We start from the raw sequence: 15,181 nt of genomic DNA, 5'->3' as shown, positions 1-15,181 counted from the left end.
CTTTGTCAACGTTTTTTCACATTGCCCCGGCTTGATGGCATGCGCACTGCGTACACGGTTCAGCAGGTACCATGGGGGTCGATGAACAACAAAAAGACCACTGGGGCCGGAAAGGCCCGCAAGTCCGCCGCCGGCGCCAAGCCGGACAAGGCCCCGGGCAAAGCCCGCAAATCCGCAAAACTGCCGCCGTGGATGCCGGAGAGCCTGTCGGCTCCCGCCAAGCCCGGGCGTGGCAAACCCAAAGACACCGCCTCCGCTGCACCGCAGAGCTTCGTGCGTGGCCGGCGCAAGCCAAGCCCGGCGGTAACGGTCGACGACCCCTATGCCTCCCGCGAAGCGGAACGCTACGCGCAGCCGATTGCCAGCCGCGAAGCCATCCTGCAGCTGCTGGAACGCTGCGAAGGCCCGCAGAACGCCGAGGAAATCGGCCGCCAGCTTGGCCTGACCGAACCTGATCGTGCCGACGCGCTGTCCAAGCGCCTGGGCGCGATGGTGCGCGACGGCCAGTTGGTACAGAACCGCCGTGGCGGCTTCGCCCCGGTGCTGGCACTGAGCCTGATCCCCGGCGTGGTGATCGCCAACCCGGAAGGCTTCGGCTTCCTGCGCCCGGACGAGGGCGGTGACGATCTGTTCCTGTCGCCGTACGAAATGCGCAAGGTCATGCACGGCGACCGCGCGCTGGCCAATGTCACCGGCATCGACCGCCGAGGCCGCCGTGAAGGCAGCATCGCGCGCGTGCTGGAACGCGGCGTCAACCGCCTGATCGGTCACTTCAGCGTGGAATTCGGCATCAATTATGTGGTGCCCGATGACAAGCGCATCCAGCGCAACATCCAGATTCCCGGTGAAGCCACCGGCGGTGCGAAGGATGGCCAGCTGGTGGTGTGCGAGCTGACCCATGCGCCGGATTCGCGACGCCCGCCGATTGGCAAGATCATCGCCGTGCTCGGCGACAAGCTGACCCCGTCACTGGTGGTGGAGACCGCCATCCACGGCCACGAGCTGCCGTATGAATTCCCGCCGGAAGTGCTGGACGAGGCCACCGCCATCCCGATGACGGTGGAGCCGTCGATGATCGGCAAGCGCGTGGACCTGCGTTCGATGCCGCTGGTGACCATCGATGGCGAGGACGCCAAGGACTTCGACGACGCGGTGTACTGCGAGGCGAATCACGATGGCTTCCGTCTGGTGGTGGCCATCGCCGACGTGTCCAACTATGTGCGTCCCGGCACGCCGCTGGATGACGAAGCACAGCGCCGCGCGACCTCGGTGTACTTCCCCGGTTTCGTCGTGCCGATGCTGCCGGAGACGCTGTCCAACGGCATCTGTTCGCTGCGGCCGAAGGAAGACCGCATGTGCTTCGTCTGCGACATGCAGGTGGGGCGCGACGGCCAGGTGACCGGTTCGAAGTTCTACGAAGCGGTGATGAACTCGCACGCGCGCCTGACCTACACGCAGGTGTGGGATGCGGTGGGCGAGGATGACGCGGATGCCAAGGCCTTCATCGGCCCGCTGTTGCCGCAGATCCAGAGCCTGCACCAGCTGTACCGCATCCTGGCCAAGGCGCGCGAACGTCGCGGCGCGATCGAGTTTGAATCCTCCGAAGTGCGCTTCGTGCTCGACAACCGCGGTGAGGTCACCCAGGCCGGCATGATGGTGCGCAACGACGCGCACAAGCTGATCGAAGAATGCATGATCGCCGCCAACGTCGAGGCCGCGCGTTACCTGCTGTCCACGCATGTTCCGGCACCGTTCCGCGTGCATGAGCGGCCACCGGAGTCCAAGTTCGCCGACCTGCTGGAATTCCTCAAGGAGTTCAAGTTGAGCCTGCCGGCGTGGAACAAGGTGCAGCCGGGCGATTACACCAAGCTGCTGAAGAAGGTGCGCGAGCGCCCGGATTCGGCGCTGCTGGAATCGGTGCTGCTGCGCAGCCAGTCGCTGGCGGTGTATTCGCCGGACAACAACGGCCACTTTGGTCTGGCGTTGGAGGCGTATGCGCACTTCACCTCGCCGATCCGCCGTTATCCGGACCTGCTGGTGCATCGCGCGATCAAATACGCGTTGACCGGCGCGCCACGCGAGAAGTACACCTATACCCCCCGCGAGATGGCGGCGTTGTCGCTGCAATGCTCCGAGCGTGAGCGCCGTGCCGATGAGGCCGAGCGCGAAGTTGACGAGCGTTTCCGCGCAGCGTGGATGGAAAAGCACGTTGGCGGCCAGTTCGATGGCGTGATCAGCGGCGTGACCAGTTTCGGGCTGTTCGTGGAGCTGGACGAGTCCAAGGTCAATGGCCTGGTCCACGTCACCCAGCTGCCGCACGACTATTACCAGTTCGACCCGATCCGCAAGACGCTCAGCGGTGACCGCCGCGGCAGCGAATTCCGTCTGGGCGACCGGGTGCGCGTGCTAGTGCTCAAGGCCAGCATGGAAGAACGCAAGATCGACTTCCGGCTGGTCCAGAAGGACGGCGAGGCCGGTGATGTGGCGCCGTTGCCCGAGCGCGGCAAGCCGGCCAAGCGCGTCAAGAAGAAGTACTGAAGGCCCGCGGCCGGGCGGCGGGAACCTGTGGCAGCAAGGCTGCCCACGGGTTCCCGGTTACGCCTCGCCGGTTCCCCGGTAGTACCATTGCCCCCCGAATTTCCCCCCCATGTGACGCCAATGAGCAAGCAGAACCAGTGGATCGTCGGCGTCAATGCCGTGGCTTCTTCGATCGAGAAGGACCCGGAGAACGTTCGCGAAGTGTTGATCGAGGCCGGTGCCAAGAACCCGCGCCTGGTCGAAATTGAAGAAGAAGCCCTGCGCAAGGGCATCGACGTGCGCAAGGTCAACGCGCAGGCGTTGGGCGGCGTGGCCGGCCAGGTGCGCCACCAGGGCGTGGTCGCGCGTTATGCCGCGCCCAAGCTGTGGGACGAGAACGAACTGCAGGGCCTGATCGAAGCCGCCGAGGGCAAGGCGCTGGTGCTGGTGCTGGACGAGGTGCAGGATCCGCACAATCTGGGCGCCTGCCTGCGCAGTGCCGCCGCCGCCGGCGTTACCGCCGTGGTGATCCCCAAGGACAAGAGTGCGCCGGTCAACGCGACCGTGCGCAAGGTCAGCGCCGGTGCGGCCGACAGCATTCCGGTGGTGTCGGTGACCAACCTGGTCCGTTGCATCAAGGACATGCAGAAGCTGGGGGTGTGGGTTTATGGCCTGGCCGGTGAATCGGATACGACCATCCACAAGCTCGACCTGCGCGGCAACGTGGCGCTGGTGATGGGCGGTGAAGCCGATGGCATGCGCCGCCTGACCCGCGAAACCTGCGACCAGCTGGTGCGTATCCCGATGCCGGGTGATATCGAAAGCCTCAACGTCTCCGTCGCCACCGGCGTGGCCCTGTTCGAAGCCGTCCGCCAACGTCTGTAAAGGAATCTGCATGCTCCACGCGCCGCATCGTCTTTCCCTTCGACTGACAGCGGCGCTGCTGGGGCTGTGCGCCCTGGTGGCTTCCGCACAGGAAGCACCCCGCGCCCGCGCCCGTGATCTGGGCGTTGCACCGGGCATCTTCGCCCCGGGCAAATACAACGCCATTACCGACGTCGCCGGTGTGCGTGTGGGCCAGGTAACCCTGGTCGAAGGCGATACGGTGCGTACCGGCGTCACCGCGATCCTGCCGCATGCAGGGAACGTCTATCGCTCGCGTGTACCGGCAGCGCTGCACGTGGGCAACGGCTTCGGCAAATTCGTCGGCAGTACCCAGGTCAATGAACTGGGCGAGCTGGAAACGCCGATCCTGCTGACCTGCACGCTGTGCGTGTGGAAGGCGGCCGATGCGATGGCCGAGTGGATGCTGGCCAAGCCGGACATGCAGCAGGTGCGCTCGTTGAATGTCGTCGTTGGCGAGACCAACGATGGCGGGCTCAATGACATTCGCTCCCGACCCGTGACGGCCGATGCCGTACGCCGCGCGCTGGAAACCGCGCAGAGCGGGCCGGTGCAGGAAGGCAGCGTGGGCGCCGGCACCGGTACGGTCGCATTCGGCTGGAAGGGCGGTATCGGCAGCTCATCGCGCAAGCTGCCCGAAAGCCTCGGTGGCTGGACGGTGGGCGTGCTGGTGCAGGCCAACTTCGGCGGTGTGTTGCAGGTGGAAGGTGCGCCGGTCGGCCGCGAGCTGGATCGTTACGCCTTCCAGAACGCGGTGGCTGCGCAGGAAAACACGCGCGGGCTTGCCGATGACCGCGGCGATGGTTCGGTGATCATTGTCATCGCCACGGATGCACCACTGTCGGATCGCAATCTACGCCGGCTGGCTTCGCGCGGAATGATGGGGCTGGGCCGCACCGGCAGTTCCGCGTCCAACGGCAGCGGTGACTATGTGCTGGCGTTCTCCACCGCCGAGTCGGTGCGTCGTGCCTTCGATGCGCCGCAGCTGCAGACCACCGAGCTGGCCAACGAAGCGATGAGCGCGGTGTTCCAGGCCAGCGTGGATGCGGTGGAAGAATCGGTTTACAACGCCTTGTTCATGGCGACCACGACCAGCGGCAACGGCCAGACGGTGGAGGCGATTCCGTTGGATCGGGTGCGCGAGGTGTTGAGGGCGCATGGGCTCGCGCCGAAGCAGTAGGCCTGCAAGCAGGCTGGGATGAAGACGCAGGTTGGGATGAATTACAGCGGAATTCCAGCAGACTCAAGCAATGCCTGATTCCTCCCTTCTCCCGCACGCGGGAGAAGGTGCCCGATGGGCGGATGACGGGGCTTCTGCTCTGCTTGCTTCAAGAGCGGCCCATACTCCAACCCCTCTCCCCGTATACGGGAGAGGGGCTTCAATCAGCATCACTGTGTTTGTTGCGCCCCGCCACCCAACGCCTTGTACAGGGTCACATCGTTGACCAGCTGGCTGCGCTTGACCTGCGCCAGTGACAACTCCGCGTTGCGGCGGGTCTGCTCGGCTTCCAGCCAGGTACGCAGATCGGTGGCGCCGGCGCGATAGCGCACCTCATATAGACGCGCGATCTGCACTGCTTCGTCATGCGAGGCCTGTGCCGCGGCAACCTGCTCGGCCAATCGCGTACGTGCCGACAAGGCGTTGTCCACTTCCGACAGCGCGGTGTACAGCGTCCTGCGGAAATCATTGGCGGCGATCTGGTAGGACAGATCGGCCGAATCGATGTCCAGCTGCATCTGCCGGAATTTAAGGAACGGCAGGCTCAACCCGGCACCCAGCGTCGCCATCGGATTGGTCAACACATCAGCCAGCGAGGGACTGGAGCTGCCGATCGAGCTGCTCAAGCTCAGGCTCGGGTAATAGCTGGTGGCGGTGACCTTGATGCCTGCCAGTGACTGGCGCAGGCGCAGCTCGGCGGCGCGTAGGTCCGGCCGGCGGGCCAGCAGCTCGGCGGGCAGGCCTTCGGCGATGCCGGGGCTGTGGGTGACATCGAGATTCTGCGGCTCATCCGCCTGTGGCCACGGCTTGCCATCAAGCAGCACGGTCAACGCGTTGCGGGTTTCCACCCGCTGCTGCTCCAGCTGCGCCTGCGCGGCGCGTTGGCTTTCGATGTTCTGCCGTGCCTGACGTACTTCCAGTCGCGATACCGCGCCGGCATCGAACTGGGTCTGCACCAGCGAGGCGGTGCGTTCGAGACGCTCCAGGTTGGCCTGGCCGGTGGCGATGGCCTGGTTGAGGTAGCCCAGCTGCCAGTACAGCTCGCAGCTCTGGCCGATCAGACTGAGCACGGTGCCCTGCAGATCCTGCGCGGTGGCCTGCGCTTCCCAGCGGGCGATGTCGCGCTGCCCCCGCAGCTTGCCCCACAGATCCAGTTCCCAGCCAAGGGACACGCTGGCACTGTTGCCCCGTGACCAGTCATCGCCGGTGTCGATGCTGCGGCTGCCATTGGCGCTTACCGAGCCTGCGGCCTGTGGCCAAAGATCCGCACCGGCCAGACCGGCCTGCACGCGTGCACGCTCCAGTTTCAGTCCGGCTGAGGCCATGTCGGTATTGCTGTCGAGCACGCGTTCGATCAGTTGATCCAGGCGCGGATCGGCGAAGCCCTGCCACCACGCATCGGCACGTACTTCCGCCGGTGGTGCGGTGAGTTCGCGCTCGACGGATTGTGCAGGGGCATTGGCGGTCGCGTCGCCGCGGCCATACTGCGTGGCAACCCGCAGATCCGCGGCGGGGTCGGCGCTGGGCGTGGTGGCGCAACCGGCCAACAACGCAGTCAATGCACTGGCGAGCAGCAGGGGGCGACAGGTCTGTTGGATCATGGTCTTCTTCATTCGCGGGCCAACGCCTCCACGGGGTCGAGCTGGGCGGCATTGCGGGCCGGCAGGAAACCGAACGCCACGCCGATCAAGGTCGAGCAGGCGAAGGCGGCGACAATCGAGCCGGTGGAGAACAGCAGGGTGAAACTGGCGCCGAAGGTCTTGAACGCCCAGCCGATGGACAACGCCAGCACGATGCCGAGGATGCCGCCGAGCAGGCACACAAGCACCGCTTCGATCAGGAACTGCTGGCGGATGTCGCTTTGCCGCGCCCCCACGGCCATGCGCACGCCGATCTCGCGGGTACGTTCGGTCACCGACACCAGCATGATGTTCATCACGCCGATGCCGCCGACCACCAGAGCGATCGCGGCGATCGCGCCGATCAGCAAGGTCATGGTCTTGGTGGTGGACTCGATGGTCTCGCGGATTTCCGCGGTGTTGCTGAGGAAGAAATCCTCGGTGCCGTGACGCAGCGTCAACAGTTTGGTGATGGCCGATTGCGCCGCGTCCATGGGCGTGTCGTCCCTGACCCGAACGGTGATGCCGTTGATGTAGCTCTGCCCGAGCATGCGCGACATCACCGTGGTATACGGCGCCCAGACGCTGAGGTTGGTGCTGCCGCCAAAGCCCATCGACTGGCGCTTGGCGACGCCGATGACCCGCGCCGGCACGTTGCCCAGCAACACCACCTGGCCGAGCGGGTCATCGCTGCCGAACAGCTGGCTGCGGGTGTTCTCGTCGATCACCACCACCTGTGCCAGACCCCTGACCTCGCTTTCGTCGAAGTAGCGGCCCGATACCAGCGTCATGCCCTTGACCCGGAAGTACTGCTCACCGATGCCGCTGACCTGCGCGGATGCCGCCTTGTTGCCCACGCGTGCGGTGACCGAGCTGGACACGCTGGGCGTGGCGCTGTCGATATAGCTTTGCGTGGCAAGCGCGTCGGCATCGCTGCCCTTGAGCGTCTGCACGCGGCCCGAGCGCATGTCACCAAAACCGCGACCCGGATACACGTCGATGGTGTTGGTGCCGAGTGAGGAAATATTCTTCAGGATCTCCTGCTGCGAGCCGTTGCCCATGGCCACCACCGACACCACCGAGGCAATGCCGATGATGATGCCGAGCATGGTCAGGAAGGTGCGCAGGCGATGGGCGTTCATTGCCAGCAACGCCATGCGGAAGGCTTCGAAAAAGCGGTCGCGCGCTGCCTGGAATGCGCTGCCGCCGATCTTCGGGGGAGCAGGGCGCTGCTGCTTGGTCAGCGGCGGCACTTTGTCATTGCGGCGATCGGCGATGATCTCGCCATCGTGAATTTCGATGATGCGTTGCGCGTGTTCGGCCACGTGCATGTCGTGGGTAACGATGATGATGGTATGGCCTTCGCCATGCAGCTCGCCGAGGATCTTCATCACCTCCTCACCGGAAGCACTGTCCAGTGCGCCGGTGGGCTCGTCAGCGAGGATCACCTCGCCACCGTTCATCAGCGCACGTGCGATCGACACGCGCTGCTGCTGGCCACCGGACAACTGGCCGGGCTTGTGGCCCATGCGGTCGGACAGGCCCAACCGCGCCAGCAGTGCTTCGGCGCGGCTGCGGCGCGCGTCGGACGGTGTGCCGGCATAGATGGCCGGCACTTCCACGTTGCCACGCGCATCCAGATCACCGAGCAGATGGTAGCGCTGGAAGATGAAACCGAAATGTTCGCGGCGCAGCTCGGCCAGGTCGTCCGGCGCCATGCGCCCGGTTTCGCGGCCGGCCACTTGGTAGGAACCAATGGTGGGGCGGTCCAGGCAGCCAAGGATGTTCATCAGGGTTGACTTGCCCGAGCCGGACTGTCCGACGATGGCCACCATTTCGCCCGCATGGATGTCGAGATTGACGTCCTTCAGCACGGCGATGGTTTCTTCGCCGGCCGGGAACTCGCGACGTAGTTCGCGCAGTTGCAGCAGCGGTTGGCTCATCGACGCGGCCCACCCATCATCGGTGCCATCGGACTGCGCTGGTTGCCGCGTGCATTGGCCTTGTCGGCCGCGCTTGCTTCGCCGACCACCACCTGCTCGCCTTCGCTCAGACCTTCCAGCACTTCCACGTTGGAGCCGTTGTTCAGGCCAATCTTGATGCGCCGCGGCTCGGGCTGCCCGTCCTTGCCGACCACGCGCACCATGTAGCTGCTGCTGGCGGCCAGTGCCGCGGCATCGGGTTGACGGCGCTGCTGGCGCTGCCCGTCCTGCCTGCTGCGCGCAGCACGCGGTTCGCCACCGGCATTGCCTGCGCCTGCGCGGGGGGCGCCGCCTTCAGGCACCTTGGGCCCGAGCGCGACGGTCGGAATCAGCAGCGCATTCCTGGCCTGGGCCAGCATCACTGAAACCTGGGCGGTCATGTCGATGCGCAGCGTACCGTCCGGGTTTTCGACATCGAACAGCGCGTTGTAGTACACCGCCGTGCTGGAACTGGACGAAGAGGAGCTGCTGGAGCTGGTGGTGTCGGTGCTGATCGAGGCCGGTGCCGGATTCACCGTGCGCAGTTTGGCTTCGTAGCGGTGATCGGGATTGCCGAGGATGGTGAAGTACACCGGCATCCCCGGCTTGACCTTGACCACGTCGGCCTCGGAGATTTCAGCATTCACCGTGACCAGATCCAGCCGCGCCAGCTTGACGATGGTCGGCGCGGATTGATTGGCGTTCACGGTGCGGCCTTCCTCGGCCACCACCGCCACCACGGTGCCGTCGATGGGTGCGGTGATGCGGGTGTAGCCAAGGTTGGCCTGGGCAGTCCCCAGTTCGGTCTCACGCTGGCGGATCTGTGCATCCAGGGCGCGGATCTGCGCGCGGGTGCTGGCCAGATTGGCTTCGGCCGATTCGTACTCCGAGCGCGAGGTGGCTTCGGCGGCCAGCATCTCCTTCTGGCGGACGAAGGCCAGTTCCGACTCCTTCAGCGTGGCGGTCTGCACCGCACGCTGGGCACGGATGTTCTCCAGCGCGGCCTGTGCGTTCTTGAGGCCGTTCTCCTGGGTGACCGAATCGATCTCGGCAATCAGGTCGCCCTGCTTGACCACGTCGCCCAGCTGCACCTTGAGCACCTTGATCTGGCCCGATGCCTGCGCACCCACGCTGACCAGTTTGTAGGCATCGATCACCCCGGTGGCATCGACGGTCTGTTCCAGATCACCACGCGTGACCGGTGAGGTGGCCATCGAAGGCACCGCCGGTGTCCGCATGGCCCAGGCCGTACCTCCGGCGATCAGCACGACGATGGCGATGGCAAGCAGGAGGCGATTGCGACGGGAGGAGGGCAGCAGCTTCACGATGGTCAGGCACTCATGGCGGGCCGCGGGCCGCGGCGTCGATGCCAGTGTGGACAGCCGTGGAGGGCGGCTCAATGCTCGAGGTGTGTCGCTTTGTGTCAGGCCTGCGGCGGCGTGTATCGCCATGTGTCCTGCCCGTGGTTCGATACACGGTGATACATGCGCGATCACACATGTTCATCCGCTAGCATGGATCATTGCACCATGACGGAAGCAAAGACCATGCACCGCCTGCTGGTGGTAGACGACGACAGCGACATCCGCAGCCTGCTGGCCGAACAGCTGGGCCGGGCCGGCTACATCGTGAGCACCGCCGCTGACGGCAGCCAGATGCGGCAGGTACTGGCGCGCGAGCATATCGATCTGATCGTGCTCGACCTCAACCTGCCACGCGAGGACGGGTTGTCGCTGTGCCGCGATATCCGCGCGCGTTCCAGTACGCCGGTGATCATGCTCACCGCGCGCAGCGAGCCCATTGACCGCGTGCTTGGTCTGGAAATGGGCGCCGACGATTACCTGGCCAAGCCGTTCGAACCGCGCGAGCTGCTGGCGCGCATCCGCAACGTGCTGCGCCGGACCGAAGCGTTGCCGGCCAACCTGGAGCCGCTGGCGATGCGTCGTGCGGCGTTCTCCAACTGGGTGTTCGATCTGGAACATCGTCATCTGGTCGACCCGGCCGGACGCGTGGTGATGCTTTCCGGTGCCGAGTTCCGGCTGCTGCGGGTGTTCGTGGCGCACGCCAACAAGGTGCTGTCGCGTGAACAGCTGGTGGCGTTGAGCAGCGGCCGCAGCTACGAGGCGCAGGATCGCGCGATCGACCTGCAGGTCAGCCGGCTGCGCCAGAAGCTCAGCGATGCGGACAGCAGCAACAGCCCGATCAGGACCGTGCGCAACGAGGGCTACGTATTCGCCAGTGCGGTGACGCTGGAATGAAGCGGCTGCGCCGGTTCCTGTCGTCGATGGCGGGGCGGCTGTTCGTCATTCTGCTGCTCGGCATGATGGTGGCGGCGGTGGGCGCAACCTTGCTTGCCGAATCGCGCCGGCAGCAGGAATTCGAGCGTCAGAACCTGGCGCGTATCGCCGATCGGCTGCAGGGGTTCGTCAACCTGATCGACGGCAATCCGGAACTGCGCACGCGCCTGCTGGCCGTGGGCGGACCGAGTGTGCGTGAGGTCAAAGGTGAGTTCCGCGTCGGCGACAACGACGAGGCCTTGATGGAGGTGCTGGCCGCGCGCGACGGCGCGGTGGCCAATGCACGGGTACGCGCGAGCAGCTTCCGTGCCTGCCTGCCGCCGTTGCCGGAGTTCCTGCCGCCACGCGAGCCGGGCCCGCGCACACGCCATGTGCGCGAGCGCGATCCCTCTTTCACCCCGCCGCGTTGCCGGCTGGTGGAGTTGAACCTGAGCGACGGCACGCCGTTGCGACTGGCGCTGGAATACCCGGCGATGATGCGGCGGACGGCCTCGGCGTTCGACCCGTGGTTCCTGTCGCTGCTGGTGCTGGCGATCGGCGTGCTGGCCTATGTGGTTGCACGTATCGCCAGCTCGCCGCTGCAGCGCTTGGCCACCCATGCCACCCAGCTGGGGCAGGACCTGCAGCGCGAGCCGTTACCGGTCACGGGTCCGCTGGAAGTGCAACGGGCCGCGCAGGCCTTCAATGCCATGCAGCAGCGCCTGCAACGGCACCTGGGTGAACGCACGCAGATGCTTGCGGCTATTACCCACGATCTGCAGACGCCGCTCACACGGCTGCGGTTGCGCCTGGAAAACGTCGCCGACGAGTCGCTGCGCGAACGTCTGGTGGGTGACCTGGCGGCGATGCAGGCGTTGATCCGCGAAGGCCTGGAGCTGGCCCGCAGTGCCGAGAGCGCCGAGCAACGGGCCGCACTGGATCTGGATTCACTGCTGGAGAGCGTGGTCGAGGATGCGGTGGAGTCCGGCCATGACGCGGTGCTGGAACACGGCAGCGGCGCGGTGGTGATGCTGCGGCCTTTGGCCATGCGTCGCCTGTTCTCCAACCTGGTCGACAATGCCGTGAAGTACGGCCGCAGCGCACGGGTAAGGGCCGAGCGTCATGGCGATGCCGTCGAGGTACGTATCCGCGATGGCGGCCCCGGCCTGGCGCCCGACGAGCTCGAGGCGGTGTTCACGCCGTTCCTGCGGCTGGAGACCTCACGTTCACGCGAAACCGGCGGCGCCGGACTGGGCCTGACCATCGCCCGCGCGCTGGCGGAGAAGGACGGTGCCACGCTGGTGCTGCGCAATCACCCCGACGGCGGACTGGAAGCGGTGGTGCGCTGGGAGAGTCCGCAATGGGCGCCCGGACAGCGCGATCGGGTTGCCTGAAACACGCGGGAAAACCTTTGCTAGTATCGGCCCACTTCAGGGGGGTCTGAACGATGGCAACGACTGCGATTCCGGTATCGCCAACCAGCTTGGCTGTGGCTGATGGGCTGGCTTTGACGAAGGCGTGGGTGTTCGCCGTGTGCAGCCTGGTTGCCGTGCCGGCAGTGGCCCAGACAATGGCGCCCACCACCGCGATTCCTGCGGTGGCGCGTACCCCCGGCGTATTCGGTGCGGTATGTGGAGTACTGCTGATTGCCTTGGCGGTATGCGGCTACCGGTTGCAGCGCCAGCGTGTTCGGTTGCGCACCTTGCAACGGCAGGTACAGCAGGCCGTGCACAGCACCCTGCAGCTGCAACTGGTCGAGCAGGAAAAGGCCGAACTGGAACAGCGTTTGCGCGAACAGGCCGACGTGTTCGCGCAGCTGGCGCACGAAGACGATCTCAGCGGCCTGCCCAACCGGCGTGCGTTCGATGATGCGTTGCTGCGCGAGATGGCATCGGCACGGCGGGAGGGGCGGCAGCTGAGCCTGGTGGTGATGAGCATCGACCACCTGGAGCAGATCAACGACACCTGGTCGCAGGCGGTAGGTGATCTGGTGTTGTGCGAAGTGGCCGAGCTGTTGCGGCGCAGCCTGCGTGCATCGGACATGGCCGCGCGCCTGGGCAACAGGGAATTCGCAGTGTTGTTGACCAGCACCGCACTGGCCGAGGCCGAGCGGGTCTGTCAGCGGCTGCAGCGTCTGTTCGGCCAGTACCGGGAATGGGGCGGCCGCAGTGAAGGTGACATCGCGGTCACTTTCAGCGCGGGTGCGGTGCAGTTGGGCGACGACCAGGCGCCAGTGCTGTACCAGCGTGCCAAGCGCGCACTGGCGCAGGCCCAGCAGGCAGGGCAGGCCCGCACCTGCGTGGCGTGAGCGTCACGTCCGCGGTGAGGACGGCCAGGCGTTGACGATCTTGCAGAACAGGCGCGCGGTCTGCTCGGTGTCATACACCGCGCTGTGTGCCTCGCTGGCATCCCAGGGGAAGCCGGCCGCCTGCACCGCCCGCGCGAGCACGGTCTGGCCGTAAGCCACGCCCGCCAGCGTAACGGTATCGAACACGCTGAAGGGATGGAACGGATTGCGCTTGTGGCCGCTGCGGTTCACCGTGGCATTGACGAAATTCAGGTCGAAATGCGCGTTGTGGCCCACCAGGATGGCGCGCTGGCAGTTGTACTTCTTCATCGCTGCACGCACAGGCGCGAACACGTGTTCCAGCGCTTCGCGCTCGGGCTTGGCCAGGCGGAACGGATGGTCCAGCACGATGCCGGTGACTTCCAGCGACTTGGGGTCGATTTCGGTGCCTTCGGCCGGGATGACATGCGCACTGGCGGTCTGGCCGGGGTAGAGCAGGCCGTTCTCGTCCATCTCCACCGGCACGGCGGCGATCTCCAGCAGCGCGTGGCGGTTGCAGTCAAAGCCACCGGTTTCCACGTCCACCACCACCGGCAAAAAGCCGCGAAAGCGTTGCGCCATGGGCGTGAAAGCGGGGCGCGGGGCAGGTGATTCAACGTGTTCGTTCATCGCAATAGGGTAGCAGAGCGGTTGTAGGAGCGACCTTGCCCGCGATGTTGGGCGGCGGCCCCTCTCACCCTGCGGCCCTTTCAACGGGCCGCGAAACGATGGCAAACCGGCAGCCTCCAGCGCCCCGTACGCCGGAAGGCGTTAGCGGGTTCCCAGCAAACACCCCCGCGCCCTCAACTGCTCCAGCATCGCAACCCCGTTGGCGATGAAACCTGCATCAGCCGCAATCCCGGCTTCGGCCGCCAGCGCCTGCAGCTGCTGGCGTCCGCCGAGCTCGGGTTCGTGCTCCAGCCGTTCCAGCAGCCGGTACAGCAACGGTGACAGTTCGGAGAAGGTGATGCTGCCGTCGGCCTGCCGCCGGGCCAGCAGCAGCGTCGGTTGCGCAGGCACTTGGGTCGGTTGATATTCCGGGCCGATGCGGTGCACCGGCCACTGATAGGCCAGGGCGCGAATCCATGGCGAGCACACGGGTACGCCATCCAGCAGATCACCGCCCGGGTCGTACGCCGGCAACGGCGCGTCGCTGATCTGCAGGGCAAGCTCGATCCACTCGTAGTGGGCCAGTTCCAGCAACCAGGGAGAATCGGTATCGATTGGTGCGGCGTCGAGGAAGTGGATGAACTCCTGGCCGATCTCGGTGAACAACGGCGTATGCGCGCGGTGATCGCGGCAGAAGGTGCGCACCCGCTCCAACCAGCGTGCCGGCCCCAGCGTGCGTTTGATCACCGGGAAGTTGGCGGCCAACAGACTCTGGATGTTGTTGAAGTAAAGCTCGCGGTAGACCTGCATCCGTGCGTCCGGGATATACCCGGGAGCGGCGTTGTGCTGAGGGTCGCGCAGGTGTGCGGCAAAGCGCGTCTGTAGTTGCTGCAGGGTTTCAGTCATGTGCGGCGACCAGAGGCAGGTCGATCGATTGCTGCAGTTGCCGGATATGCGCTACTTCTTCCAGCAATTCGGCCAGCGGCGGGAAGTTGAAGTCGCGCTCCAGCAGAGTGGGGCGCACGCCGTGTAGTGCGTGGGCAGCAGACAACAGCGACCACACGTCGCCCTTGACCGGCATGCCGTGCGTGTCGATCTTCAGGTCATCGGTTTCATCGTGATGGCCAGCGATGTGGTAACTGGCAATGCGCGCCGATGGCAGCTTTGCCAGGAAATCATGCGCGTCATAGCGGTGGTTGATGGCGTTGACGTAGACGTTGTTGACGTCCAGCAGCAGGTCGCAATCGGCTTCGTCCAGTATCGCGTTGATGAAGCTGGCCTCGTCCATGTCAGCGGCGGGTACGGCGTAGTAGGAGGCGTTTTCCACTGCGATGCGGCGGCCGAGGATGTCCTGCGTCTGGCGGATGCGCGCGGCCACGTAATGCACGGTTTCTTCGGTGAACGGCAACGGCAGCAGTTCGTACAGATGACCGTCGTCGCTGCACCAGCTCAGGTGTTCGCTGTACAGCGCGACCCTGTGCTGGTCGAGGAAGTGGCGCGTGCGCTGCAGGAAGTCCACGTCCAGCGGCGTGGGGCCACCCAGCGAGAGGGACAGGCCGTGGCAGGTGAGGGGATGCCGATGAGACAGTTCGCTCAGGGCTTCGCCCAGTCTGCCGCCGACGCCGAGCCAGTTGTCCGGGGCGCATTCGAGGAAATCGAATGCGCCGTCGGGTGCGGACTGCAGTGCGTCCAGCAGCGAGCGGCGCAGACCGAGGCCTGCAACGGCAAGCGCAGGCCTCGGTCTGCGCCGC

At 65.6% G+C, this 15,181-nt stretch carries 12 protein-coding genes; 6 read left to right on the top strand and 6 right to left on the bottom strand.

Features of this window, described 5'->3' with window-relative positions:
• The first annotated feature begins 81 nt into the window (after positions 1–81).
• The 3 genes from rnr to ABB26_RS03870 all read left to right on the top strand — a co-directional run bounded on the left by rnr (position 82) and on the right by ABB26_RS03870 (position 4,600).
• Positions 82–2,538 carry a ribonuclease R gene (gene rnr, locus ABB26_RS03880; RefSeq protein ID WP_057632278.1) on the top strand — a complete coding sequence of 819 codons (2,457 nt, stop codon included), beginning with the start codon at positions 82–84 and terminating at the stop codon, positions 2,536–2,538.
• Positions 2,539–2,658: 120 nt separating this feature from the next.
• A complete protein-coding gene (gene rlmB, locus ABB26_RS03875; RefSeq protein ID WP_057632277.1) occupies positions 2,659–3,402 on the top strand; it encodes a 23S rRNA (guanosine(2251)-2'-O)-methyltransferase RlmB in 744 nt (247 codons plus the stop codon).
• 10 nt (positions 3,403–3,412) lie between these two features.
• Positions 3,413–4,600, top strand: a complete 1,188-nt coding sequence (locus ABB26_RS03870) for a DmpA family aminopeptidase (RefSeq protein WP_057632276.1) — start codon at positions 3,413–3,415, stop codon at positions 4,598–4,600.
• A 209-nt stretch (positions 4,601–4,809) separates the two neighbouring features.
• Here the strand turns inward: ABB26_RS03870 and ABB26_RS03865 are convergent, their stop codons facing one another.
• The 3 genes from ABB26_RS03865 to ABB26_RS03855 are packed head-to-tail and all read right to left on the bottom strand — an operon-like array spanning position 4,810 to position 9,547.
• Entirely contained in the window at positions 4,810–6,240 is a 1,431-nt protein-coding gene (locus ABB26_RS03865; protein WP_245626128.1) for an efflux transporter outer membrane subunit, read from the bottom strand.
• Between the two features lie 8 nt (positions 6,241–6,248).
• Positions 6,249–8,201: a MacB family efflux pump subunit gene (locus ABB26_RS03860; RefSeq protein WP_057632274.1), complete on the bottom strand. Its 1,953-nt coding sequence runs from the start codon at positions 8,199–8,201 to the stop codon at positions 6,249–6,251.
• Positions 8,198–9,547: an efflux RND transporter periplasmic adaptor subunit gene (locus ABB26_RS03855; protein ID WP_057632345.1), complete on the bottom strand. Its 1,350-nt coding sequence runs from the start codon at positions 9,545–9,547 to the stop codon at positions 8,198–8,200. The genes ABB26_RS03860 and ABB26_RS03855 overlap by 4 nt, the downstream gene beginning before the upstream one ends.
• A gap of 219 nt (positions 9,548–9,766) precedes the next feature.
• Between ABB26_RS03855 and ABB26_RS03850 the strand changes: the two genes are divergently transcribed.
• The 3 genes from ABB26_RS03850 to ABB26_RS03840 are packed head-to-tail and all read left to right on the top strand — an operon-like array spanning position 9,767 to position 12,803.
• Positions 9,767–10,477, top strand: a complete 711-nt coding sequence (locus ABB26_RS03850) for a response regulator (protein WP_152982544.1) — start codon at positions 9,767–9,769, stop codon at positions 10,475–10,477.
• Positions 10,474–11,889, top strand: a complete 1,416-nt coding sequence (locus ABB26_RS03845; RefSeq protein ID WP_057632272.1) for an ATP-binding protein — start codon at positions 10,474–10,476, stop codon at positions 11,887–11,889. The genes ABB26_RS03850 and ABB26_RS03845 overlap by 4 nt, the downstream gene beginning before the upstream one ends.
• 53 nt (positions 11,890–11,942) lie before the next feature.
• A complete protein-coding gene (locus tag ABB26_RS03840) occupies positions 11,943–12,803 on the top strand; it encodes a GGDEF domain-containing protein (protein WP_083490678.1) in 861 nt (286 codons plus the stop codon).
• A gap of 3 nt (positions 12,804–12,806) precedes the next feature.
• On the opposite strand, the gene rnt is transcribed toward ABB26_RS03840, so the two are convergent.
• From rnt to ABB26_RS03825, 3 genes are all read right to left on the bottom strand, one after another.
• Positions 12,807–13,451: a ribonuclease T gene (gene rnt / locus ABB26_RS03835; protein ID WP_057632270.1), complete on the bottom strand. Its 645-nt coding sequence runs from the start codon at positions 13,449–13,451 to the stop codon at positions 12,807–12,809.
• 141 nt (positions 13,452–13,592) lie between these two features.
• Positions 13,593–14,336, bottom strand: coding sequence for an HvfC family RiPP maturation protein (locus ABB26_RS03830; protein ID WP_057632269.1), 744 nt, complete (start codon positions 14,334–14,336; stop codon positions 13,593–13,595).
• On the bottom strand, positions 14,329–15,181 hold an 853-nt coding region (locus ABB26_RS03825; RefSeq protein WP_057632268.1), incomplete at its 5' end, for an HvfB family MNIO-type RiPP peptide maturase. The genes ABB26_RS03825 and ABB26_RS03830, both read right to left, overlap by 8 nt.

It is taken from the genome of Stenotrophomonas humi (genome assembly GCF_001431415.1).
Taxonomy (GTDB): domain Bacteria; phylum Pseudomonadota; class Gammaproteobacteria; order Xanthomonadales; family Xanthomonadaceae; genus Stenotrophomonas; species Stenotrophomonas humi.
Note: the sequence above shows the minus strand (reverse complement) of the source record. Positions and strands in the feature narration are given on the sequence as shown.